This window comes from Burkholderia sp. Bp9004, assembly GCF_003858025.1.
GTDB classification, from domain to species: domain Bacteria; phylum Pseudomonadota; class Gammaproteobacteria; order Burkholderiales; family Burkholderiaceae; genus Burkholderia; species Burkholderia diffusa.
The window spans coordinates 92,020-114,344 of sequence record NZ_QTQD01000016.1 but is presented as its reverse complement, the minus strand read 5'-3'; the positions used below and the strand labels follow the sequence as shown (position 1 = coordinate 114,344).

Annotated in this window: 21 protein-coding genes; 6 read left to right on the top strand and 15 right to left on the bottom strand. The window is 67.9% G+C overall.

The annotated features are described in order from the left end of the window. Positions 1-42: 42 nt before the first annotated feature. Genes DIE08_RS18900 through DIE08_RS18885 form a run of 4 tightly spaced genes read right to left on the bottom strand, consistent with a single transcriptional unit; the run spans position 43 to position 4,952 of the window. Entirely contained in the window at positions 43-1,284 is a 1,242-nt protein-coding gene (locus DIE08_RS18900; protein WP_124902959.1) for a multifunctional CCA addition/repair protein, read from the bottom strand. After that, entirely contained in the window at positions 1,281-1,928 is a 648-nt protein-coding gene (locus tag DIE08_RS18895) for a glutathione S-transferase family protein (RefSeq protein WP_059607377.1), read from the bottom strand. The genes DIE08_RS18900 and DIE08_RS18895 overlap by 4 nt, the downstream gene beginning before the upstream one ends. A 54-nt stretch (positions 1,929-1,982) precedes the next feature. Further along, positions 1,983-2,942, bottom strand: coding sequence for a complex I NDUFA9 subunit family protein (locus DIE08_RS18890; protein ID WP_124626955.1), 960 nt, complete (start codon positions 2,940-2,942; stop codon positions 1,983-1,985). Between the two features lie 57 nt (positions 2,943-2,999). Continuing rightward, entirely contained in the window at positions 3,000-4,952 is a 1,953-nt protein-coding gene (locus DIE08_RS18885; protein WP_124902957.1) for a lytic transglycosylase domain-containing protein, read from the bottom strand. 8 nt (positions 4,953-4,960) lie between these two features. Between DIE08_RS18885 and DIE08_RS18880 the strand changes: the two genes are divergently transcribed. After that, positions 4,961-5,569: a 5-formyltetrahydrofolate cyclo-ligase gene (locus DIE08_RS18880; protein WP_059607382.1), complete on the top strand. Its 609-nt coding sequence runs from the start codon at positions 4,961-4,963 to the stop codon at positions 5,567-5,569. A gap of 68 nt (positions 5,570-5,637) precedes the next feature. Here DIE08_RS18880 and DIE08_RS18875 read toward each other — a convergent pair whose 3' ends face one another. Beyond that, complete coding sequence (locus DIE08_RS18875) at positions 5,638-6,150, bottom strand: winged helix DNA-binding protein (RefSeq protein WP_059607383.1); 513 nt, start codon at positions 6,148-6,150, stop codon at positions 5,638-5,640. 148 nt (positions 6,151-6,298) lie between these two features. On the opposite strand from DIE08_RS18875, the gene pxpB reads away from it, so the two are divergent. Genes pxpB through pxpA form a run of 3 tightly spaced genes read left to right on the top strand, consistent with a single transcriptional unit; the run spans position 6,299 to position 8,839 of the window. Then, the gene (pxpB, locus tag DIE08_RS18870) at positions 6,299-6,955 is read left to right on the top strand and encodes a 5-oxoprolinase subunit PxpB (protein WP_124902948.1); all 657 of its coding nucleotides are present in this window, start codon (positions 6,299-6,301) and stop codon (positions 6,953-6,955) included. Next, positions 6,952-8,019, top strand: coding sequence for a biotin-dependent carboxyltransferase family protein (locus DIE08_RS18865; RefSeq protein WP_059607386.1), 1,068 nt, complete (start codon positions 6,952-6,954; stop codon positions 8,017-8,019). The genes pxpB and DIE08_RS18865 overlap by 4 nt, the downstream gene beginning before the upstream one ends. Positions 8,020-8,074: 55 nt before the next feature. Continuing rightward, positions 8,075-8,839: a 5-oxoprolinase subunit PxpA gene (gene pxpA, locus DIE08_RS18860; protein ID WP_124626961.1), complete on the top strand. Its 765-nt coding sequence runs from the start codon at positions 8,075-8,077 to the stop codon at positions 8,837-8,839. Positions 8,840-9,408: 569 nt separating this feature from the next. Here pxpA and DIE08_RS18855 read toward each other — a convergent pair. From DIE08_RS18855 to DIE08_RS18810, 10 genes are all read right to left on the bottom strand, one after another. After that, a complete protein-coding gene (locus tag DIE08_RS18855; protein WP_124902946.1) occupies positions 9,409-10,554 on the bottom strand; it encodes a TraB/GumN family protein in 1,146 nt (381 codons plus the stop codon). After that, positions 10,547-11,560: a peptide ABC transporter ATP-binding protein gene (locus DIE08_RS18850; RefSeq protein WP_124626963.1), complete on the bottom strand. Its 1,014-nt coding sequence runs from the start codon at positions 11,558-11,560 to the stop codon at positions 10,547-10,549. The genes DIE08_RS18855 and DIE08_RS18850 overlap by 8 nt, the downstream gene beginning before the upstream one ends. Then, a complete protein-coding gene (locus DIE08_RS18845) occupies positions 11,557-12,555 on the bottom strand; it encodes an ABC transporter ATP-binding protein (protein ID WP_059607392.1) in 999 nt (332 codons plus the stop codon). The genes DIE08_RS18850 and DIE08_RS18845 overlap by 4 nt, the downstream gene beginning before the upstream one ends. A gap of 2 nt (positions 12,556-12,557) precedes the next feature. Further along, positions 12,558-13,475, bottom strand: a complete 918-nt coding sequence (locus tag DIE08_RS18840) for an ABC transporter permease subunit (protein ID WP_059607393.1) — start codon at positions 13,473-13,475, stop codon at positions 12,558-12,560. A gap of 4 nt (positions 13,476-13,479) precedes the next feature. Beyond that, a complete protein-coding gene (locus tag DIE08_RS18835; protein WP_063550640.1) occupies positions 13,480-14,490 on the bottom strand; it encodes an ABC transporter permease subunit in 1,011 nt (336 codons plus the stop codon). 116 nt (positions 14,491-14,606) lie between these two features. Further along, positions 14,607-16,235: an ABC transporter substrate-binding protein gene (locus DIE08_RS18830; protein ID WP_124902944.1), complete on the bottom strand. Its 1,629-nt coding sequence runs from the start codon at positions 16,233-16,235 to the stop codon at positions 14,607-14,609. Positions 16,236-16,547: 312 nt separating this feature from the next. Beyond that, complete coding sequence (locus DIE08_RS18825) at positions 16,548-17,855, bottom strand: MFS transporter (protein WP_124902942.1); 1,308 nt, start codon at positions 17,853-17,855, stop codon at positions 16,548-16,550. A 188-nt stretch (positions 17,856-18,043) separates the two neighbouring features. Beyond that, positions 18,044-18,355, bottom strand: coding sequence for a high-potential iron-sulfur protein (locus DIE08_RS18820; RefSeq protein ID WP_059508331.1), 312 nt, complete (start codon positions 18,353-18,355; stop codon positions 18,044-18,046). A 172-nt stretch (positions 18,356-18,527) separates the two neighbouring features. Then, the gene (locus DIE08_RS18815; RefSeq protein WP_124902940.1) at positions 18,528-19,637 is read right to left on the bottom strand and encodes an NAD(P)/FAD-dependent oxidoreductase; all 1,110 of its coding nucleotides are present in this window, start codon (positions 19,635-19,637) and stop codon (positions 18,528-18,530) included. A gap of 122 nt (positions 19,638-19,759) precedes the next feature. Further along, positions 19,760-20,740, bottom strand: coding sequence for an AAA family ATPase (locus DIE08_RS18810; protein WP_059607402.1), 981 nt, complete (start codon positions 20,738-20,740; stop codon positions 19,760-19,762). Positions 20,741-20,967: 227 nt separating this feature from the next. Between DIE08_RS18810 and DIE08_RS18805 the strand changes: the two genes are divergently transcribed. Together DIE08_RS18805 and DIE08_RS18800 are read left to right on the top strand one after the other, a co-directional pair. Then, positions 20,968-21,687 carry a nitroreductase gene (locus DIE08_RS18805; RefSeq protein ID WP_124902938.1) on the top strand — a complete coding sequence of 240 codons (720 nt, stop codon included), beginning with the start codon at positions 20,968-20,970 and terminating at the stop codon, positions 21,685-21,687. A 146-nt stretch (positions 21,688-21,833) separates the two neighbouring features. Next, entirely contained in the window at positions 21,834-22,322 is a 489-nt protein-coding gene (locus DIE08_RS18800) for a hypothetical protein (RefSeq protein ID WP_124626973.1), read from the top strand. The last annotated feature ends 3 nt before the right edge of the window (positions 22,323-22,325 follow it).

Below are 22,325 nucleotides of genomic sequence, written 5' to 3'. Positions count from 1 at the left end.
CAGGCGGCCGGGCGGCGCACCACGCCACCCGGCGCTTGCGCACTATTCCCCGATCGCCAGTGCCTGCTTGACGGCCTCGATGCGCGCGCGATGCACGGCGTCCTTGATCTGCATCGCATCGTTGGCGAAGCCGCGCGCGATCGCGCCCGCGTCGACGCTGCGCGCCGCCACCAGCGCCACGCGCAGCCGCTCGGCCTGCGGATACGGCTGCGTGTCGAGCCCGAGCCGGCCGCGCGCATCCGATTCGCACGCCTGCAGCATCTCGGCGAAGCGCGCGGGCTTGCGCAACGCGTCGCTGCGCTCGAAGAGCCGCACCAGCGCGGCTGCGCCCATTTCCATCACGCGATGCAGGTTGCCGTGCTCGCGCGCGACCACCAGCGCGAGATCGCGGCACTCGTTCGGCACGCGCAGCCGCTCGCACAACGGCTTGATGAGATCGACGCTGCGGCCTTCGTGGCCGACATGGCGCGGCAGCACGTCGGCGGGCGTCGTCGCCTTGCCGAGGTCATGCGTGAGCGCCGCGAAGCGCACCGGCAGCGAGTAGCCCTGCTTCGCCGCGTAGTCGACGACCATCATCACGTGCACGCCCGTGTCGACTTCCGGGTGGTAGTCCGCGCGCTGCGGCACGCCCCACAGCGCGTCGACCTCGGGCAGGATGCGCGCGAGCGCGCCGCACTCGCGCAGCACCGCGAACATCCGCGACGGCTTCGCCTCCATCAGCCCGCGCGCGATCTCCTGCCACACGCGCTCGGGCACCAGCGCGTCCGCTTCGCCCGCGTCGACCATCCGCCGCATCAGCGCGAGCGTATCGTCCGCGACCGTGAAATCCGCGAAGCGCGCGGCAAAGCGCGCGATCCGCAGGATCCGCACCGGATCCTCGACGAACGCGTCGCCGACGTGTCGGAACACACGAGCACGCAGGTCGGCCTGCCCGTCGAACGGATCGATCACCGGGCCGACCAGCGCGCCCTCCGGGCTCACTTCACGCGCCATCGCGTTGATCGTCAGGTCGCGCCGCGCGAGGTCCTCGTCGAGCGTCACGTCCGGCGCGTAGTAGAACTGGAAGCCGTGATAGCCGGCCGCCGTCTTGCGTTCGGTGCGCGCGAGCGCGTATTCCTCCTGCGTGTCCGGATGCAGGAACACGGGGAAATCCTTGCCGACCGGCCGGAAGCCCTGCGCGGCCATCTGCTCGGGCGTCGCGCCCACCACCACGTAGTCGCGGTCCTGCACCGGCACGCCGAGCAATTCGTCGCGGATCGCTCCGCCTACTGCGTAGATGTTCATGGCGTCGGTTCGTATTCGGCGATCACGTGGGTTTCGCGGCGCGCGGCATCGATCCAGCGCTGCACCGCCGGCAGCGCCGTCACGCGCGCGGCATACCCGGCCGCCTCCGGCGACAACTCCGGCGCATACGTGTTGAAACGCATCACGACGGGCGCATACATCGCATCGGCAATCCCGAATTCACCGAACAGGAACGGTCCGCCCGATGCCTCGATGCATGCGCCCCACAGCGCGTCGATGCGCGCGACGTCGGCAAGCGCATCGGGCGTCGCGCCGCGCCCCGGCATCGACGCGCGCACGTTCATCCCCATCTGCGTGCGCAGCGCGGCGAAGCCCGAGTGCATCTCGGCCGAGATGCAGCGCGCATGCACGCGATCGAGCGGATCGGCCGGCCACATCGGGAACTGCGGATAGCGCTCGGCGAGCGTCTCGGCGATCGCGAGCGAATCCCAGATCGCGACGCCGTGGTCGTCGATCAGGCACGGCACCTTGCCGGTCGGCGAATACTCGCGGATGCGCGCGGCCGTGTCGTCGCGGCGCAGCTCGATGGCGATCTCGTCGAACGGGATGCCGAAATGCGCGAGCAGCAGCCACGGCCGCATCGACCACGACGAGTAATTCTTGTCTCCAATGATGAGTTTCATGGCGAGGTTCCGAAAAGCGCGAAAGTGAATGACGGAAGCGACGGCCCGCGACGCCTAGCGGCGCGAGCGGAACCAGTCGAAGCGGGAGCGCCGCGCGGCATGGCCGAGATACGCGGGCGCGATGCTCTCGAGACTCGCGGGCGCGATCCCGAGTTCGGGCGCGAGCGGCCCGGACAGCACGTTCGGCACCGACATCGACGCGAGATTGTCGCGCGTGATCACCGGCTCGCCGGGCAGGCATTCGAACACGCTCGCCTGCAGCCGCGCGAGCGCGTCGGGCAGGCGCACGATGCGTGCCTGACGGCCGACCAGCGTGCCGCAATAGCGCACCAGTTGCTCGAGCGTGTAGACGGTGGGGCCGCCGAGTTCGTAGGTCTTGCCGTGCGCGGCCGCGAGATCGAGCGTGTTGACGAACGCGCGCACGACGTCGCCGACGAACACCGGCTGGAAGCGCGCGTCGGGCATCGCGAGCGGCAGCACCGGCAGCGTGCGCTGCAGGTTCGCGAACGTGTTCAGGAACGCGTCGCCGGGGCCGAACACGACCGACGGGCGGAAGATCGTCAGCGCGAGCGAATCGGTCGCCGCGACCGCATGCAGCGCGGCCTCGCCGTCGCCCTTCGAGCGCTGGTACATGCTCGGGCCGTGCGAATCGGCGCCGAGCGCGCTCATGTGCAGCACGCGCCGCACGCCGACTTCGACGCACGCGGCGGCCAGCGCGGCCGGCAGCGCGACGTGCGCGCGCTCGAACCCGGGCCCGTACGGCGTGCCGCGGCCGCCGTGCAGCACGCCGACGAGGTTGACGGCCGCATGCGCGCCGGCAACGAACCGCGCCAGCGTGCGCGTATCGAGATCGTCGAGCTCGACGATCTCGACCGGCAGCATCTGCAGGTGGCGTGCATGCTCGCGCCGCCGCGTGCCGATCCGTACCTGCTTGCCGGCGTCGATCAGCGCATTGACGAGCCGGCTGCCGATGAAGCCGGTGCCACCCAACAGCGCGACGGTCTGACGATCCATGATGGTGACCTCAAAAGCACACTGCCGCGTCTCGCGCGGCAGTGTGAAGATGGCGGATCAGGGCGAGATCATGCCTAGGCGTTTCTTCAACGACTGCGGTTTGCCCTCGAAGAGCGCCGCGTAGTAGACGGTATTCGACAGCACGTTCTTCACGTAGTCGCGCGTCTCGTTGAATGGAATCGTCTCCGCGAAGATCGCGCCTTCGACCGGCTGCGTCAACACCTGGCGCCACTGGCGCGGCCGGCCCGGGCCCGCGTTGTAGCCGGCCGTCGCCAGCACCGGCGAGCTGTCGAAGTTGTTGTAGATGTCCGACAGGTACCAGGTGCCGAGCTGGATGTTCGTATCGATGTCATGCATCTGCGCACGCGTGATCGTGCCCATCCCGAGCTTCTTCGCGACGATCTGCGCGGTGGCCGGCATCAGCTGCATCAGCCCGCCCGCGCCGACCGACGAACGCGCGTTCGTGATGAAGCGCGATTCCTGGCGGATCAGCCCGTACGCCCATTCGACGTCGAGGCCGGTCGACTGCGCGTAGCGCTCGACGATGTCTCGGTACGGCGACGGGTAGCGCAGCGTGAAATCGTGCTCGGCCTTCGTGCGGTCGGCCGTGTTGACCGTGCGGTCGAGCAGGTCGATGCGCTTGCCGTATTCGGCGGCCGCGAGCAGCTGGCGATCAGTCATCCCGCGCAGCGGCCAGTTCCATTCGCGGTTGCCTTCGAGGCGCAGGTTCAGCCCATAGAAGCGTTGCGCGAGCGCGAAGCCCGGGATCTTGCTCATCGCGTCGACGTCGGCGTCGCTCACCTTCGTGCGCGGCGGGATCGACGTGCGCTGGCCGAGCTCCTCGCCGGCGAGCTGTCCGTAGAAGTTGAACTGGCCCGCGACCTGCTCGAATTCCTGGTTCGCCTGCAGCGTGTCGCCGCTCTGCTTGAGCGCGCGTGCATGCCAGTAGATCCACGCCGGATCGCTGCGCAGCGACGGCGGCATCTGTTCGATCGACCAGCGCACCATCGGCCAGTTGCCGACGAGCAACGCGGCGCGCGTGCGCCATTCGTAACCCGGGTTCGACAGCGGCGCGTTCGCGGATTTCGCATACCAGACCGATGCGAGCGCCGAGCGCTTGATCGCCCCCTGGTAGCCGATCGCACCCCATGCGATCGCCTGCTCCTGCTTCGTCAGCGAGCCGGCGATCGACGTCAGCATTCCCGCCGCGGCGTCCGGATCGTTGCGCGCCATGCGGCCGAGCGCGATCAGCGCGAGCTGGTGCGATGCCGCGTCGGGGCCGACGCCGCGCGCGAGGTACAGCGGCGGCGCGCTGGTTGCCTGGTCGAAGCCGACCGGCCGCGGGCCGAGCGCGTCGACGATCTTCCCGCCGAGTGTCGTGTAGTTCTGCTCGTACGCGAGGCGTGCCTGCAGCCACACGTCGTCGCTCGTGAACTGCTGGTTGACGGTGAGCGCCGTAATCAGGTCGACACAGGCGTCGCCGTAGTATTTCGGCTCGACGAGCAGCGCGCGCGCCGCCTCGGCGACGTTCTCGCCGCGCGCCGCGCGCGATTCGAGCGCGTAGCACTTGACCTGCGTGTCGTCGTCGAGCACGAAGCGCTTGTACTGGTCGTCGAAGCTGCGCCAGTCGTGGCGCGCGCCGAGCACGAGCAGGTAGTCGTTGCGCAGGCGGTCGGCGATTGCCTGGCCGTCGTAGCGCTGCAGGAACGACTGCACGGGGGCGTCGGGGGCGTCGACACGTGCGCGGCCCGTCGAATCGAACAGTTGCGGCTTGATCTGGAAATACTCGACGTAGGACGGGACCGGATAGTTCGGAATCATCGCCGCGAGCTGCGCGGCCTTCGCGGCGTCGTTGCGGCGCGCGGCTTCGCGCAGCTGCACGAAGATCTGGTCGTCCCCGGCGAGCGTGTCGTCGTTCGGTGCGGCGCACGCGGCCGTGCCCGCGACGAGCGCGGCGGCCGAAAGCGCGAACGCGACCGCGCGATATACTCGGAAAAGGCTGTTCGACATCGTTTTGAATGGAGCACGAAGTGAGCGAAAGCATAGCATGCAACCCTGTGCCGAACCCGAAGGTTGCACTGCGCAAAGCGCTGTCCGGCGCGCGTCGCGACGCCGCGTCGCAGCCCGCCGCGAATGCCGCGCTCGACGCGCGGCTGCGCCTGTTGCTCGAACGGCTCGCACCGCGCACGGTCGGCTTCTACTGGCCGCTGCCGGGCGAATTCGACGCACGCGATGCGGTGCTCGCGTGGTCCGCGGCAGGCTCAGGTCGCCGCGCCGCGCTGCCGGTGATCGGCGAGAAGCACACGCCGCTCGCGTTCCATGCGTGGGATGCGCACACGCCGATGCGCGAAGGGCATCACCGGATTCCGGAGCCGGCGTCCGGGGTCGTCGTCGTGCCCGATCTGTTGCTGATTCCGTGTGTGGGATTCGATCTGCAGCGCTACCGGCTCGGCTATGGCGGCGGCTATTACGACCGCACGCTCGCGGTATGGCCGGGCGAGACGCTGCCGGTGACGGTCGGCATTGCGTATGAAGCGTGCCGCGTGGATGCGCTGCCGGCCGAAGCGCACGATCTCGCGATGCGCTGGATCGTGACCGACGGCGCGCTTTACCCGGCCGCCGGATGACGGGGCGCGCGACGCGGCGTCTGCGGCATGCCGCGCGTCACCGCGTCGACCGTCCTGTCCGCAATCGTTTACAGCGACGCCGCCGCGCGCGCGGCGGTGTCGTAGAGGCCCGATGCGTGGCGCAGCAGCTGCGCCGCGTCGCCGATCTGCTCGTTGGTGAGGCCGCTGTCCTTCAGCGTCTCGATCAGGCAATGCTCGCGCACCTCCCGATACTTCATGCACAGCTCGCGGCCCGCGTCGGTCGCGAAGAAGAACACTTCCTTGCCGCTCTTCTCGCTTTTCACATAGCCGCGCGCGATCAGTTTTTTCAGCGCATAGGTCGCGACGTGCGTATCCTCGATATTGAGCACGAAGCAGATGTCGGCGAGCTTCTTCTTGCGTTCGCGATGGCTGACGTGATGCAGCAGCGACACCTCGACCGCCGTCATGTCCTTCGCACCCGCGGCCGACATGCAGCGCACCATCCAGCGGTTGAAGGCATTGCCGGCCATGATGAGCCCGTATTCGAGTTCCGACAGCTCCGCGCTCGAATCGGAAACGAGGTGTTCGGATGACACGATCTTGGTCGGGGGACGCTTCATGGAAAGGCGGCGCAAGCAGGATGTCAGGGTGTGCCGAGTGTACGTCAGAAGCCCGGGTATACGGGCTAGGCGAAAACGCTTATTGGTAAGTTATCGATATGTTATTGACAATGTGCGCTAACATTGCCGTCCGAACCGTGCCAGTCCGATGACGCAACCCCGCATTTATCCGCTCGGCGATGCCGCCCTCGTCTGCGAGGTGCCGCCGCCCGCCACGCTCGATTGCCAGCGCCGCGTCTGGGCCGTCGCCGAGATCGCGCGCGCATGGCCCGACGTGATCGACGTCGTGCCGGGCATGAACAACCTGACGATCGTGTTCGACGCGCTCGCCGCGACGGCCGAGTCGCTCACGCCCGCGCTGCGCGACGCATGGGAAACCGCCGGCGTCGAGCATGCGGACGGCCGCGAGATCGAGATCCCGGTCGAATACGGCGGTGCGGCCGGCCCCGACCTGGCGGCCGTCGCCGCGCATACCGGGCTGCCGGCCGACGAAGTCGTCGCGCGACACGCAGCCGGCGAATACGTCGTGTTCTTCGTCGGCTTCCAGCCGGGCTTCGCCTATCTCGGCGGCCTCGATGCGTCGCTGCACACGCCGCGCCGCGCGGCGCCGCGCCTGGAAGTGCCGGCCGGCTCGGTCGGCATCGGCGGTGCGCAGACGGGCATCTACCCGGCCACGTCGCCCGGCGGCTGGCAGCTGATCGGCCGCACGTCGCACGTGCTGTTCGACCCGGTGCGGCCGCAGCCGACGCTGCTGCTGCCCGGCGACCGCGTGCGCTTCACCATTGCCGGAGTCGACCCGACATGAGCCAGAACACCGCACCGGGCACGATCGAGGTGGTCCGCGCCGGCCCGCTGTCGACCGTGCAGGATCTCGGCCGCCGCGGCATGCGCCATCTCGGCGTTGCGCAGGGCGGCGCGCTCGACGGCCTCGCGCTCGAAGTCGGCAACCGGCTGGTCGGCAATCGCCCCGACGCGGCGGCCGTCGAAATCACGATCGGCCCGGCCGCGTTCCGCTTCACGCGCGCGACGCGCATCGCGATCACCGGCACCGAATTCGGCGCGACGCTCGACGGCAAGCCCGTGTATTCGTGGTGGAGCCTGCCGGTCGACGCCGGGCAGACGCTCGTGCTGCCGGCCGCGAAACGCGGGATGCGCGGCTACCTGTGCATCGCGGGCGGCATCGACGTGCTGCCGATGCTCGGCTCGCGCAGCACCGATCTCGCATCGCGCTTCGGCGGCCTCGGCGGCCGCGCGCTGCGCGATGGCGATCGGCTTCCGGTCGGTGTGCCGCCGGCCGGCGCCGGCTGCCTCGCAGCCGATGCGCCCGAATTCGGCGTGAAGGCGCCTGCGTGGTGCGCGTTCGTGCGCGTCGACGAACCGCCGCGCCGCCACCGGCCCGCGCATGCGCCGTGGGCGATGCCCGTGCGCGTGCTGCCGGGCCCCGACTACGCGTCGTTCGCGGCCGATTCGCAGCAGGCGTTCTGGGACGAGGAATGGCTCGTCACCGCGAACAGCAACCGGATGGGCTATCGTCTCGCCGGCGCCGAGCTGGTGCGCGAGCGGCCGGTCGAGCTGCTGTCGCATGCGGTGCTGCCCGGCACGATCCAGGTGCCGCCGAACGGCCAGCCGATCGTGCTGATGCACGACGCGCAGACCACCGGCGGCTATCCGAAGATCGGCACGGTGATCCGCGCGGATCTCTGGAAACTCGCGCAGGCGCGGCTCAACCTGCCGATCCGCTTCGTGCGCACGACACCCGACGCCGCGCGCGCCGCCCTGACCGCGGAACGCGCCTATCTCCGGCAGATCGACGTCGCGATCGAGATGCGCGAGGAAACCCGCCGCCGCGTTCAATCGCGCGCGGCGTGACAATGGCGGAAGCAGGACGAAGGACGCGCCACGCCATCAGTGGACGAGGAACATCATGGAAATCGATCTGAATGCCGATCTCGGCGAAGGATGCGGATCGGACGAGGCGCTGCTCGACCTCGTCACGTCGGCGAACATCGCGTGCGGCTGGCATGCAGGCGGCGCCAATGCGATGCGCGACTGCGTGCGCTGGGCCGTGCAGAAAGGCGTGTCGATCGGCGCGCACCCGAGCTTTCACGACCCGGAGAATTTCGGCCGCAAGGAGATGCAACTGCCGGCCGGCGACATCTACGCCGGCGTGCTGTACCAGCTCGGCGCGCTGTCGGCGATCGCACAGGCCGAGGGCGGCCGCATCGCGCACGTGAAGCCGCACGGCGCGCTGTACAACCAGGCCGCGCGCGACCCGATGATCGCCGACGCGGTGGTCTCCGCGATCCACGACTTCGATCCGTCGCTTGCCGTGTTCGGGCTGGCGAACAGCGTGTTCGTCGCGGCCGCGCGGCATGCGGGGCTCGCCGCGGTGGAGGAAGTGTTCGCCGATCGCGGCTACCGCGCGGACGGCTCGCTCGTGCCGCGCAGTCAGCCCGGCGCGCTGATCGATGACGAGGAAGCGGTGCTCGCGCGCACGCTCGACATGGTGCGCGATCGGCAGGTGCAGTCGGTGAGCGGCGAGTGGGTGCCGCTCAATGCGCAGACCGTCTGCCTGCACGGCGACGGCCCGCATGCGCTCGCGTTCGCGAAGCGGATCCGCGCGGCGCTCGAAGCGGCCGGTATCGATGTCGTCGCCCCGGGCGCGCTGGAGGCCGACGAAGGCGCCTGACCGGCGCGCAAGCCGCGCTGCCGCCAGATGAAAAACCGCCGCACCAAAGAAAAAAGCGCCCTCGTGGCGCTTTTCTGTTGGCGCAATCGCCGCGGACTTCGCCGTCTGTCGATTCGCCCCCCGAAACCGTCTTTCGACGGTGACCGGAAAAATGCTCCGGAATAAAAAAACGTCCGCCGCCACCCGATTGCTGCTTCCCCCGGTCGGACGACGGAACGTCGCTTATCCGCAAGTCTGTCGCATGCATTTGTTGTACCGACGATGTTTGGCCCCGCCGTGCATGCAGACACTACGCGGCCGGCACGACATCACGTGCCGGCTACGCTAACCCCGCGCATTGTTTTCTGCTACCCCGTAGAACTTTTTCTATTCTTTTCATTTTTTCAACTTGTGGGATGAAGAATAGAGATCGGCAGAACCGGATGTCAATCGTTTTAAACGCTATTTTCTGAGGATTCAAGGGTTTTCCTTATCGAATCGAGCGGCGGCACGGGCACCCGCCGGCACCTCGCAGCGCGTGCGTGTCGTCGATCAAGCAGGGGAGGATCGGTGCACGGCGCCCGGCGCGATCAGTTCGCGTCGACCTGATACCCTTGCTGGCGCAACAATTCGAGCACCCCGCGCGGGCCGCCCAGATGCAGCGCGCCGATGGCGACGAATACCGGCCGGTTCGGCGCGGCGATTGCCGTCATCCGTGCAACGAAGCGCCGGTTGCGTTCGTACAGGATCTTGTTGTCGATCGACGCCGACAGCGCCTTCGAACGGGCCAGCCGCTCGCTCTTCGCGACCGCCCACGCCGAGATCGCATCGGCGTCGCCAATTTGCCACAGCCGGTGCAGCGCCTTGATGTCGTCGGCGTTCTGCGCCGGCGTCTGCACCATGTCCTGCGCGAGCATCTCGCGCTGCTCGGCGAGCGTCAGCCCGGTGAACGCACGCATCTGCTCGGCGAGCGTCTCGAGCCCGATCACGCGGCCGCCCTTCTTCTTCAGGAACACGTTCTGCAGTTGCGCCTCGGTGCCGTACTCGGTCTGCAGGCCGGCCGACAGCGAGTCGTAGGTTTCGACGACGAGCGCCGCGAGCCACGGCCGCATCTTGCGGATCTCGGCAAGCGCCGCCGGATTGCCGCGCAGGCGCCCCGCGAGGCGCTGCCACAGCGGATCGGGCAACAGGCGCTGCAGGCACGGGTAGCGGCACACGCCGTACTTCGACACGTCGTCCTGCGATTCGAGCAGATCGTCCGGCGACAGTTCGAGCGCGAGCGTCGGCGACGCCGCGAGCGCCCCGAGGATGCGCGGCCGGAACGGCTGCGCGGGCGGATAGTCGGACGGGTCGCCCGTATGCAGCGTGCCGAGCACGTACAGCGTGACCCTGCCCCTGGTCGCAACGTAGAACGGCATGCGCGCGGGCTGCACGCGCACGGTGCCGCGCGACACCGTGCCGTCCGACACGGCGGGCGCGTGGAAGCCCGGCAGGCTCATGCCGGGCGGCGGGACTTGCGACGGATGGATCGGTGAAGTGGCCGGCGCGCGCCCTTCGGCGCGCGCGGATTCGACGGGAACAGCAACGCTGGCCGCCACGCACGCGCCGGCCAGCGCCGCGCCCGTGACGGTACGCACGCTCCAGCGCCGCGCGTAGCGGTACGCGCGCATCACGCGCGCGCTGCTTGCCCCCGCACGGCGCACGCCGGACGCGCGCGCCGCCAACGCTTCAGGCATTCGCCTCCCCTACCTCCTCGGCCCGATGGCAGGCTACACGCCGGCCGTCCACTTCGCGCAGTTGCGGCTCCTCGACGCGGCAGCGCTCGACCGCGTACGGGCAGCGCTGGTGGAACGCGCAGCCCGACGGCGGATTGAGCGGCGACGGCAGCTCGCCCTGCAGCTTGATCTGCACACGGCGGTCTTCCTCGAAGATCGCCGGCGTCGCCGACATCAGCGCGCGCGTGTACGGATGGCGCGGCCGCGCGTAGATCGTCGCCTTGTCGCCGAGCTCGGCGACGCTGCCGAAGTACATCACCATCACGTCGTCGGCGACGTGCTCGACCACCGACAGGTTGTGCGAGATGAACACGTAGCTCGTCTTGAACTGCTCCTGCAGATCCATGAACAGGTTCAGGATCTGCGCCTGGATCGACACGTCGAGCGCGGACACCGGCTCGTCGGCGACGACGATCCGCGGATCGAGGATCATCGCGCGCGCGATCGCGACCCGCTGGCGCTGGCCGCCCGAGAACATGTGCGGATAGCGCTTCGCGTGCTCGGGCCGCAGGCCGACCGTGCGCATGATCTGCGCGATGCGCGACGCGCGCTCGGCGGCCGTCAGGTTCGCGTTGATCTCGAGCGGCTCGGAAAGCGTCTGCTCGACGGTCTTGCGCGGGTTCAGCGATGCGAACGGGTTCTGGAACACCATCTGCACGCGGCGGCGCAGCTCGGCGACCCGGTGGCGGTCGGCGCCCGCGACGTCCTTGCCGTCGATCGACAGATGGCCGGACGTCGGCGTCTCGATCATTGTCAGCTGCCGCGCGAGCGTCGACTTCCCGCAACCGGATTCGCCGACGACGGCGAGCGTCTTGCCGCGCTTGAGCGAAAACGACACGCCGTTCAGCGCCTTCACCGTGCCCTGGCCGAACATGCCGCGCTTCACCGTGTAGTGTTTCGCGAGCTGGTCGGCGACCAGCACGACGTCGTCATCGTGCGGCGCACGCGTTTCGTGGACTGCATTCATCGTGCGCCTCCCGTCAGGTCGAGGTTGGAAACATTAAGTGGCTTGATGCAGCGCGCACGCATCGCGTCGTTGGCCGGCACCAATGTGTCGAGCGCCGGCCGCGCCTTGCGGCAGTCGTCGACGACGTATTTGCAGCGCGGCGCGAACAGGCACCCGGACGGGCGATCATCGCGGCCCGGCACCATGCCCGGCAATGCGGCAAGGCGACGCGCCCCCTGATTGTGCTCGGGAATCGCCGCGAGCAGCGCTTCGGTGTACGGATGATGCGGCGCACGGAAGATGTCCGGCACGCGGTTGGTCTCGATGACCTCGCCCGCATACATCACCGCGACGCGCTGCGCGACCTCCGACACCACGGCCAGATCGTGCGAGATCAGCACGAGCGCCATCCCGCGCTCCTTCTGCAGCTTCACGAGCAGGTCCATGATCTGCGCCTGGATCGTCACGTCGAGCGCGGTGGTCGGCTCGTCGGCGATCAGCAGCTTCGGGTTGCACGCCACCGCCATCGCGATCATCACGCGCTGGTTCATCCCGCCCGACATCTGGTGCGGGAACGCCGTGATGCGGTTCTTCGCATCGGGAATGCCGACCTGGTCGAGCAGTTCGAGCGCGCGCCGATGCAGCGCGTCGCCGCGCAGGCCCTCGTGCAGCTTCAGCACTTCCTTGATCTGGTAGCCGACCGTGTAGCTCGGATTCAGGCTCGACAGCGCGTCCTGGAACACCATCGCGATGTCCTTGCCGACGATCTTGCGGCGCGCCTTCGGCGACGCCTTCAGCAGGTCCACGCCGTTGAACGTGACTTCATCCGCCGTCACCTTGCCCGGCGCGTCGATCAGGCCCATCAGCGCCATCATCGTCACGCTCTTGCCCGAGCCCGATTCGCCGACGACGCCCACCACCTCGCCCGGCGCGATCGACAGGTTGATCCGGTCGACGGCGGGCAGGCCGTTGAAGTTCACCGCGAGATTGCGGATGGTCAGAAGATCTTGGCTCATGTTCACGCCATCCGTTTCAGTTTGGGATCGAGCGCGTCGCGCAGCCCGTCGCCGAGCAGGTTGATCGCGAGCACCGAAATCAGGATCGACAGGCCCGGCATCGTCACGATCCACCATGCGTTGTCGATGTAGTCGCGCGCGGAGGCCAGCATCGCGCCCCACTCGGCGGTCGGCGGTTGCACGCCGAGGCCGAGGAAGCCGAGCGCGGCCGCGTCGAGAATGGCCGACGAGAAGCCGAGCGTCGCCTGCACGATCAGCGGCGCCGTGCAGTTCGGCAGCACCTGCGAGAACATCAGGCGCAGCGTGCCGGCACCGGCCACGCGCGACGCCGTCACGTACTCCTTCTGCAACTCGCCGAGCGCCGACGCGCGCGTGAGACGCACATAGGCCGGCAGCGCGACGATCGCGATCGCGAACATCGTGTTGGTGAGGCCCGGGCCGATGATCGCGACGACCGCGACCGCGAGCAGCAGGGACGGCAGCGCGAGCAGCACGTCCATGATGCGCATCACGGGCGTGTCGGCCCACTTCTGGAAGAACGCGGCGACGAGCCCGAGCACGATGCCGGGGATCAGCGCGAGCACGACCGACACGAAGCCGATCCAGAACGACATGCGCGCGCCGAACATCAGGCGCGAAAGAATGTCGCGGCCCGCTTCGTCGGTGCCGAGGATGAACTGCCAGTTGCCGCCCGCGAGCCATGCGGGCGGGATCTTCACGTAGTCGCGGTATTGCTCGACCGGGCTGTGCGGGGCGATCAGCGGCGCAAGGAGCGCGACCAGGATCAGCACGAGCACGACGATGCCGGCGCCGACGGCGCCGCGGTTGCGCGAGAAGTTGGCCCAGAACTCGCGCAGCGCGAGCGCACGGCCGCCGGCCGGCGCGGATTCGCTCGGCAGGGTGTTTTGCAGATTGCTCATGGAATTACCTCGTGTGGCGGATGCGCGGATTCAGCACGCCGTACAGCAGGTCGACGACCAGGTTCACGACGATCACGAGCGTCGCGATCAGCAGGATGCCGCCCTGGACGACCGGATAGTCGCGGCGGCCGATCGCATCGATCAGCCACTTGCCGACACCGGGCCACGAGAAGAGCGTCTCGGTCAGCACGGCGCCCGCGAGCAGCGTGCCGATCTGCAGGCCGATCACGGTGACGACCGGGATCAGCGCATTGCGCAGCGCATGCACGACGACCACGCGCGCGGGCGACAGCCCCTTCGCGCGTGCGGTGCGGATGTAGTCCTCGCGCAGCACTTCGAGCATCGACGAGCGCGTCATCCGCGCGATCACCGCAAGCGGGATCGTGCCGAGCACGATCGCGGGCAGGATCAGGTGGCTGACCGCCGACTTGAACGAGCCTTCATCCGGCGCGAGCAGCGCATCGATCAGCATGAAGCCCGTCGGATGCGGGAAGTCGTATTCGACGGCGATGCGCCCCGACACGGGCGTCCAGCCGAGGTACGACGAAAACACCATGATGAGGATCAGCCCCCACCAGAAGATCGGCATCGAGTAGCCGGTGAGCGCGGTGCCCATCACGCCGTGGTCGACGACGGAGCCGCGCCGCAGCGCGGCAATCACGCCGGCCGGCAGCCCGACCGCGAGCGCGAACACGAGTGCGCACAGCGACAGCTCGACGGTCGCCGGGAAGCGCGCGAAGAATTCGCCCGCGACGCTGGTGTTGGTGATGATCGACGTGCCGAGGTCGCCATGCAGCGCCCGGCCGATGTAGTGGATGTACTGCAGGGGCAGCGGCTGGTCGAGCCCGAGGCGTTTCATCGCCTCCGCATGCATCGCGGGATCGACGCCGCGCTCGCCCATCATCACTTCGATGGGGTCGCCCGGTATCAGGTGAATCAGCGCAAACGCCAGGATGGTGATGCCGATGAAGGTCGGGATCACCATCCCCACGCGGCGCAACACGAATGTGAACATGATGCGTCTCGTATTTTCTTGTGGGAAATGTGCGACCGGCGACGGGAAGCTTTTGGCCTCCCGCCGCCGGATGAATTACCGGTCTCGGTCTTCGGGGACAGCTTACGCCGGTCGTATTACTTCACGCCGACACCGTCGAAGCGTGCGTAGCCGAGCGGCTCGATGCGCATGTCGACCACGTTCTTGCGTACCGGCTGGTAGACCGTCGAGTTCGCGATCGGCGAGAACGGCAGCTGCTGCGCGAAGATCTGCTGGGCCTGCGTGTAGATCTTCGTGCGCGCATCCTGGCCCGTCGTCGTGCGGCCCTTCTGGACCAGCTCGTCGAACGGCTTGTAGCACCAGTGCGAGAAGTTGTTGCCCTTGATCGCCTCGCAGCCGAGCAGCGTGCCGAGCCAGTTGTCGGGGTCGCCGTTGTCGCCCGTCCAGCCGATCAGCATCGTGTCCTGCTCGCCCGTGTGTGCGCGCTTGATGTACTCGCCCCACTCGTACGTGACGATCTTCGCCTTCACGCCGATCTTTGCCCAGTCGGCCTGGATCATCTCGGCCATCAGGCGGGCATTCGGGTTGTACGCGCGCTGCACCGGCATCGCCCACAGCGTGATCTCGAAACCGTTCGGATAGCCTGCCTTCGCGAGCAGCGCCTTCGCCTTCGCGGTGTCGTTCGGCGCCATCTTCAGGTTCTTGTCGTACGACCATTGGGTCGGCGGCATCGGCGCGGTCGCGGCCTGGCCAGCGCCCTGGTACACGGACTCGAGGATCGCCTTCTTGTTGATCGCCATGTCGAGTGCCTGACGCACTTCGAGCTTGTCGACCGGCTTGTGCTCGACGTTGTACGCCAGGTAGCCGAGGTTGAAGCCCGGCTGCGACGGCATGTCGATGCCCGAGTCGGCCTTCAGCGTCGCGATGTCGGCCGGACGCGGATAGCTCATCACCTGGCATTCGTTGCGCTTGATCTTCTGCACGCGCACGCCCGGGTCCGGCGTGATCGAGAAGATCAGCTTCGAGATCTTCACCGCGCCCTTCTTCCAGTAATCAGGATTGCCGTCGAAACGGATCGTCGCGTCCTTCGTGTAGCTGCGGAAGATGAACGGGCCCGTGCCGACCGGCTTCTGGTTGATGTCGGCGGCCTTGCCTGCCTTCATCAGCTGATCGCCGTATTCGGCCGACAGGATCGACGCGAATTCCATCGCCATGTTCTGGATGAACGGCGCGTTCGGCTCGGCCAGCGTGAACTTTACGGTGTACGGATCGACCTTCTCGACCTTCGTGATCAGCTTGTCGAGGCCCATGTCGGTGAAGTACGGGAACGACACCGGGTAGGCCTTGCGGAACGCCTGGTTCGGATCGAGCATGCGTTCGAACGAGAACACGACGTCGTCCGCGTTGAATTCACGCGTCGGCTTGAAGAAGTCGGTCGTGTGGAACTTCACGCCATGGCGCAGGTGGAAGGTGTACACCTTGCCGTCGGACGATACGTCCCACTTCTCGGCGAGGCCCGGCTCGACCTTGGTGCCGCCGCGCTCGAATTCGACGAGGCGGTTGTAGACGGTGAATGTGGCGGCGGTGAAATCGACGCCGGTCGTGAATTGCGCGGAATCGAAACCCGCCGGGCTGCCTTCTGAGCAGTAGACGAGCGTTTTGTTCGGGATCTGTGCGAATGCAGAACCCGCGACGCCGAGCGATGCCGCTGCCACGCCTGCAATGGCGGTAACACGCAGGGTGTGCAACAGACGGTTGTATTCCATGTTTCCTCCAGGTCTCCAGATCGGAACCGGTCCCCCCAGGGGCCGGGTACGCGGATATTACTTGAGCTAGCGATTTTGCAACAAGCTGGAGAAAAAACTCTTCTAGACGCATTCACGCGGGTTTTTGCGGATGTCTCGCGCACGCGAAAAGTGCGTCCGCGCGCACGGGCGACGAATTCGTTCATCCCGCGCGTGTTTCCTTCGACAACTAAACAATTCGTTCGCGGACGCGAACGATCGTTGCACCGATTTCGGGGCCGAGGTCCGCATCGTTGCGGATTTCGAAACGATGATCGCGCTGCAGTGCAGCCGTCAGGCCGGCGCGTCGAGATCCGCGCTGCGCGCGGGCACGAACGCGACCGCGACGATCGACAGCGCGAGCCCGGCCATCACATAGTAGGTCGGCGCCAGCGGCGAACCCGTCGCCTTGATCAGCCACGTGACGATGAACTGCCCGAAACCGCCGAACAGCATCACCGCGACGTTGTACGCGATCGACAGCCCCGTCGAGCGCACGTTGGCCGGGAACAGCTCGGCGATCATCGCGCCGAACGGCCCGTAGTAGCCGGCGAGCGTCACCGACAGCACGGCCTGCACCGCGATCAGCCGCCCGATGCTCGGGGCCGCGTCGAGCCACGCGAACAACGGATACATCAGCGCGAGCGTCAGCACGAGCGACCACAGCGACAGCCCCTTGCGGCCGATGCGATCGGACCACGCGCCCGCGACCGGCGACAGCACCATCAACAGCAGGTTGCCGACGATCACCGCATAGAACGATTCCGCGTACGGCAGCTTCAGCTGCTTCACCGCGAAGGTCGGCAGATAGCTGATCAGCACGTAGATCGTCACCGTCAGCGCGATCACCGAGCCGAGCCCGCACAGCACCTCGCGCGGGTGGCGCGTGAACACTTCGCCGAGCGTCGCGCGGCGTGCGCTTTGCTGCGCATGCAGGAAGGCTTCGGAATCCGCGAGATGGCGGCGGATGTAGAAGCCGATCGGGCCGATCACGAGCCCGAGGATGAACGGCACGCGCCAGCCCCAGTTGCGCAGCGCATCGGGCGACAGCCCGCGCGTGACGGCCGCGCCGACGAGCGCGCCGATCAGCAGCGCGGCCGCCTGGCTCGCCATCTGCCAGCTGCCGTAGAAACCGCGCTTCGAGAATGGCGCGGCTTCGATCAAGAGCGCGGTCGCGCTGCCGAATTCGCCGCCTGCCGAGAAACCCTGCAGCAGGCGGCCAAGCACGATCAGGAGCGGGCCGCCGATGCCGATCGCCGCATAGGGCGGTGCGATCGCGAGCAGGAAGATGCCGCCCGTCATCAGCAGGATCACGAGCGACAGCGCGGCCTTGCGGCCCGCGCGGTCGGCGTACAGGCCGAACACGATGCCGCCGATCGGGCGCATGAAGAACGCGACGCCGAACGTCGCGGTGGTCAGCAGCAGCGACGAGTATTCGCTGGAGGTCGGGAAGAACAGCTCGGCGATCACGACCGTCATGAAGCCGAACACCGTGAAGTCGTACCACTCGAGCGCGTTGCCGATCACGGCCGCCACGACCGCGCGCCGGTTCAGCGCACGCTCGGGCCGGATCGTTTTCGTTGAATTCGCAATCGTCGCCATGCGTGCCTCATCCTCGTGAATTCGCCGTGTCGGGCGACGCGGAGCAATGTGCCGCGGCGCGCTGGTTTGCAGCGAGTGTAGAAAGCGACGGAACCGTTTTCAAGCAATAAAAACGCCCGCCATCTTTCGACGGCGGGCGTTTTGCGGTTTTCGCCACATTGCGGCATCGCACGATGCCGCCACGGACGTCAGCCCATCTTCGTGAATGCGCTGCACCAGCCCTTCGCCGACACCTGCTTGCCGGGGAAGGCGCCGCACGGGCCCGAAGCCGAACCCTTCTTGCCCTGGTACAGCATGCAGGCCGCGCAATCCTGGCCCGCCGCGTATTTCGGATACTTCGCCTTGTCGACCTTCGTGGCATCGGCCTTGTAGCCGAGCGCCACCGCGGCCGGATCGGTTTCCGACAGCATCGGCGCATCGGCCAGCGCTTCACGCGAAAGCGCCAGCGCGGACACGGCACCAATGCTCGTAATCAGGAAACTCCGACGGGATGTTTTCATGGGGGACTCGCTCCAACGTTATCGGTTTGAAAGCTGTTCTGGCGACAGCCGTTCGACAGAATAACGCTCAAGCGAATGAATGTGCGCGCCGAAATGCCGGAGATAAGGGATTTCACACGGGAGCTCACACGGAATTCACACGGCTGGTCCGCACGAATGCGGGCCGCGTGCGTCACCCATGCGACGTCATGTCGCCGACGCGCTGCGCGAGCGCGAGCGACGCGGTCAGCCCCGGCGACTCGATGCCGAACAGGTTCACGAGCCCGCGCACGCCGTGCTGCGCCGCGCCCTGCACGATGAAGTCGGCCGGCGGCTCGCCGGGCCCCGCGAGCTTCGGCCGGATCCCCGCATAGGCCGGCTGCAGCGCATCGTCGGGTAGCCCTGGCCAGTATGTGCGGATCGACGCGTAGAACGCCGGTGCGCGCGCCGGATCGACTTCGTAGCGCAACGCATCGACCCACTCGACGTCCGGGCCGAAACGGGCCTGCCCGGCCAGGTCGAGCGTAAGATGCACGCCGAGCCCGGCGCGGTCGGGCATCGGATAGACGAGGTGCGAGAACGGCGCGCGCCCGGACAGGCTGAAGTAGTTGCCGCGCGCGAGATAGAGCGGCGGCACCCAGCGCGGGTCGAGCCCGCGCGTGCGGCGCGCGAGCGCCTGCGCGCCGAGGCCCGCGCTGTTGATCACGCACGCGGCCTCGATTTCGGTCGGCGCGTCGCCGCCGGTACGCACCACGAAGCGGCCGCCGCGCAGCACGTCGATCGATTCGACCGGGGATTTCACCGCGCACATCGCGCCGTCGCGCTCGGCGTCGCCGAGCAGCGCCAGCATCAGCTGGTGGCTGTCCACGATACCTGTGCTCGGCGAGAACAGCGCCTCCGCGCATTCGAGCGCGGGCTCGAGCGTCTGCGCCTCGGCACGCGTGAGCGGCATCAGATCGAGCACGCCGTTTTCCGCCGCGCGCGCGGCGATCGCCTTCAACTGCTTCACCTGCGCGGCGCTCGTCGCGACGAGCAGCTTGCCCACACGCCGGTGCGGCACGTGGCGTGTCTCGCAGAACTCGTACAACAGGTCGCGCCCGTGCACGCACGACAGCGCCTTCAGCGAACCGCGCGGGTAATAGAGCCCCGCATGAATCACCTCGCTGTTGCGCGAGCTCGTGCCCGTGCCGATCGCGTCGGCCGCCTCGAGCACGATGGTTTCGTGCCCGCGCGCGGCCAGTTCCCGCGCAATCGCAAGGCCGACGACACCCGCGCCGATCACCACACAGTCCGTCTGCTCCATGGCGTTTCGCGCCGCTTGCGCATCGAGGGGAGAGAAGGGAATTGTACGTCCCGGTCCGCCCGCTTGCCGAACGTCTCCGTATCGGCCTGCACGCGCCACGCGGCGAGGCGCGCGCGGCCGGCTCAGAATCCGATCGGCCGGCGCTTCGTCGCGCCCTCGTCGGCGCGGATGTCGGACGGCGCGATCACGTCGCGGCCGCCGAGCCGCGCGGCGCCGAACGCATGCAGCAGCGCACGGCGCATCGTGCGCGGCGGCGTCGCGGCCAGCACGTCGAGCGCGTCGTCGTCGAGCGTGTCGGGGAAGCGCCGCCCCCACGCGTGCGACGTGCGGATCTCGTCGTAGATCGTCTGCGCGATACGGCGCGCGCCGGCCGCGTCCGGCGGCGCGATCTCGTACACGTTCATCCGGTTCAGCAGCGGCTCCGGAATCGCCTGCGCATCGTTCGCGGTCGCGACCCAGATCACGTTGCCCGCATTGATCGGCACTTCGGCGAATTCGTCGACGAACGCGCGCGCGGTGTCGTGCTCGAGCAACGCGTACAGCGCGCCGAGCGGATCGTATTGCGCGTCGCTGCCGGCCTTGTCGATCTCGTCGACCGCGATCACCGGGTTCGCATAGCTGCCGTTGACGAGCGCCTCGAACACCTTGCCGGGCTTCGCGTTCTTCCATTGCGACGATGCGCCCGACAGGATCCAGCCGGCCGTCAGCGAACTCATCGGCACGTAGTGATACGCGGTGCCGAGCAGTTGCGCGAGCGCCTTCGCGAAATGCGTCTTGCCGATGCCGGGCGGCCCGAGCAGCAGGATCGGCATCAGTTCGAGCCGGTCGTCCGTCTCGAGGCACAGCGCGACCTGCTTGCGCACGTCGTCGAGCGGCTCGGTGAAATTGGGCAGCGCGCCGCCGAGTTCGTCGAATGACGGCATCCGGTTCGGCTTCACGCAAAAGCGCAGATTGCCGGTCTTGAGCATCCGCTCGTAGGTGGCGCGCAGTGCGTCGCTCGCGCTCTCGTTCAAGTCGTTCAACGCGGTCTCGACCTGCTCGAGGTCGTACACCGTGCTCAAGGACGCTACCGCCAGTTCCTGTTTCACCATCGCCGTCGTCATACCAACCTCGCTACCGCTACCGTCACACGATCATCAGACCCTTACGATTTCAGTGTAGCGATCCCGCACCGGCGTGCAAGCAAGCAGCCGCCCCGGTCTGCTGCTAACACCACGCGCACACTGCAGCGCCGCGCGGTGCGGCGTATGATCGATGATTCACCGGCCGCCGCGCCGGCCATGCCACGGTGCCCGCGCGGCGCCGTGCGCTTCGTTTCGAAGGTATGCCGATGTCCATCCCTGCTGCCGTCCCGCGCGCCGACACCGATGCGATCGACGCCGTCGACTCCGCGCTCAAGTCGCGCCGCGCGATTCGCGCGTTCCTGCCGACGCCCGTGCCGCGCGACACGCTCGAGGCGATCCTCGAAGCCGCGAGCCGCGCGCCGTCGGGCACCAACATCCAGCCGTGGCGCGTGTACGTCGCGACCGGCGCGACCCGCGACGCACTCGCCGCGGCCCTGAGCGCCGCGTACGACGATCCGGCGCGCGACGAGAAATACGTCGCCGAGTACGACTACTATCCGCGCGAATGGGTGTCGCCGTATATCGACCGGCGCCGCAAGGTCGGCTGGGACCTGTATGGTCTGTTGAACATCGGCCGCGACGAAAAAGCCCGCATGCACGCGCAGCATGCGCGCAACTTCCGCTTCTTCGATGCGCCCGTCGCGCTGTTCTTCACGCTCGACCGCGTGATGACGCACGGCGCATGGCTCGACTGCGGAATGTTCCTGCAGGGCGTGATGACGGCCGCGCGCGCACGCGGCCTCGACACCTGCCCGCAGGCCGCGTTCGTGCCGTTCCACCGGATCATCGCCGAGCATCTCGGGATGCCGCCCAATGAGCAGCTCGTCTGCGGGATGTCGCTCGGCCATGCGGACCCGGATGCGATCGAGAACCGTCTCGTCACCGAGCGCGCGAGCGTCGCCGAGTTCGCGCGCTTTTTCGCTTGAAAACGCATGACGCGGACCTACCTTTCGATCAGGACCGGATCGTGCTGCGAACCTGCGGCGATACGTCCTGTCACACCACCGTCCCGATCCATCGGGCGTAAGATGTGCGTCCGTTCCCCGCTACCCCGCGTTTCCGGAGAAGTTTCATGCTGAAACACGGCCTGGCCGTCCTGCTCGCGAGCGCCGCGCTCGCGGCCCATGCGCAGAGCCCCACACCGGCCGTCGTCGCGTGGGAGATCCAGGTGGTGCGCGACGGTCAGACGATCGACACGTTCCAGCAACGCACCACCGTGGGTCAAACCCGTACCGACACCCATCGCTACCCGTCCGCCGTGCCCGTCGGCTGCGGCAATGCCGCGCGCGTCGTGCCGACCGAGCGCTCGCGCTCGGTGACGGTCGCGCCGCTCACCGTCGACGACGCCGCGCACACGGTGTCGCTCGCGCTCGACGTGCAGGAAACCCTCGACGACGAAAACGCGACGCGCAGCGATCCGTGCCTGCCCGCGTCGCCGCGGCAGATCGTCGCGAGCCATCCGGGCCTGTCGGTCGGCGGCGACGCATGGACCGACTGGACGCTCGTCGAGCAGCGCCCGCATCTCGTCTACCGCGTGCGCGCGCACGTCACGAAGGACTGAGCG

What these genes read in the sequence shown, in the direction of transcription:
- DIE08_RS18900 (WP_124902959.1), bottom strand. Translation starts at nt 1,284, where the DNA reads ATGAACATCTACGCAGTAGGCGGAGCGATCCGCGACGAATTGCTCGGC.
- DIE08_RS18895 (WP_059607377.1), bottom strand. Translation starts at nt 1,928, where the DNA reads ATGAAACTCATCATTGGAGACAAGAATTACTCGTCGTGGTCGATGCGG.
- DIE08_RS18890 (WP_124626955.1), bottom strand. Translation starts at nt 2,942, where the DNA reads ATGGATCGTCAGACCGTCGCGCTGTTGGGTGGCACCGGCTTCATCGGC.
- DIE08_RS18885 (WP_124902957.1), bottom strand. Translation starts at nt 4,952, where the DNA reads ATGTCGAACAGCCTTTTCCGAGTATATCGCGCGGTCGCGTTCGCGCTT.
- DIE08_RS18880 (WP_059607382.1), top strand. Translation starts at nt 4,961, where the DNA reads ATGGAGCACGAAGTGAGCGAAAGCATAGCATGCAACCCTGTGCCGAAC.
- DIE08_RS18875 (WP_059607383.1), bottom strand. Translation starts at nt 6,150, where the DNA reads ATGAAGCGTCCCCCGACCAAGATCGTGTCATCCGAACACCTCGTTTCC.
- pxpB (WP_124902948.1), top strand. Translation starts at nt 6,299, where the DNA reads ATGACGCAACCCCGCATTTATCCGCTCGGCGATGCCGCCCTCGTCTGC.
- DIE08_RS18865 (WP_059607386.1), top strand. Translation starts at nt 6,952, where the DNA reads ATGAGCCAGAACACCGCACCGGGCACGATCGAGGTGGTCCGCGCCGGC.
- pxpA (WP_124626961.1), top strand. Translation starts at nt 8,075, where the DNA reads ATGGAAATCGATCTGAATGCCGATCTCGGCGAAGGATGCGGATCGGAC.
- DIE08_RS18855 (WP_124902946.1), bottom strand. Translation starts at nt 10,554, where the DNA reads ATGCCTGAAGCGTTGGCGGCGCGCGCGTCCGGCGTGCGCCGTGCGGGG.
- DIE08_RS18850 (WP_124626963.1), bottom strand. Translation starts at nt 11,560, where the DNA reads ATGAATGCAGTCCACGAAACGCGTGCGCCGCACGATGACGACGTCGTG.
- DIE08_RS18845 (WP_059607392.1), bottom strand. Translation starts at nt 12,555, where the DNA reads ATGAGCCAAGATCTTCTGACCATCCGCAATCTCGCGGTGAACTTCAAC.
- DIE08_RS18840 (WP_059607393.1), bottom strand. Translation starts at nt 13,475, where the DNA reads ATGAGCAATCTGCAAAACACCCTGCCGAGCGAATCCGCGCCGGCCGGC.
- DIE08_RS18835 (WP_063550640.1), bottom strand. Translation starts at nt 14,490, where the DNA reads ATGTTCACATTCGTGTTGCGCCGCGTGGGGATGGTGATCCCGACCTTC.
- DIE08_RS18830 (WP_124902944.1), bottom strand. Translation starts at nt 16,235, where the DNA reads ATGGAATACAACCGTCTGTTGCACACCCTGCGTGTTACCGCCATTGCA.
- DIE08_RS18825 (WP_124902942.1), bottom strand. Translation starts at nt 17,855, where the DNA reads ATGGCGACGATTGCGAATTCAACGAAAACGATCCGGCCCGAGCGTGCG.
- DIE08_RS18820 (WP_059508331.1), bottom strand. Translation starts at nt 18,355, where the DNA reads ATGAAAACATCCCGTCGGAGTTTCCTGATTACGAGCATTGGTGCCGTG.
- DIE08_RS18815 (WP_124902940.1), bottom strand. Translation starts at nt 19,637, where the DNA reads ATGGAGCAGACGGACTGTGTGGTGATCGGCGCGGGTGTCGTCGGCCTT.
- DIE08_RS18810 (WP_059607402.1), bottom strand. Translation starts at nt 20,740, where the DNA reads ATGACGACGGCGATGGTGAAACAGGAACTGGCGGTAGCGTCCTTGAGC.
- DIE08_RS18805 (WP_124902938.1), top strand. Translation starts at nt 20,968, where the DNA reads ATGTCCATCCCTGCTGCCGTCCCGCGCGCCGACACCGATGCGATCGAC.
- DIE08_RS18800 (WP_124626973.1), top strand. Translation starts at nt 21,834, where the DNA reads ATGCTGAAACACGGCCTGGCCGTCCTGCTCGCGAGCGCCGCGCTCGCG.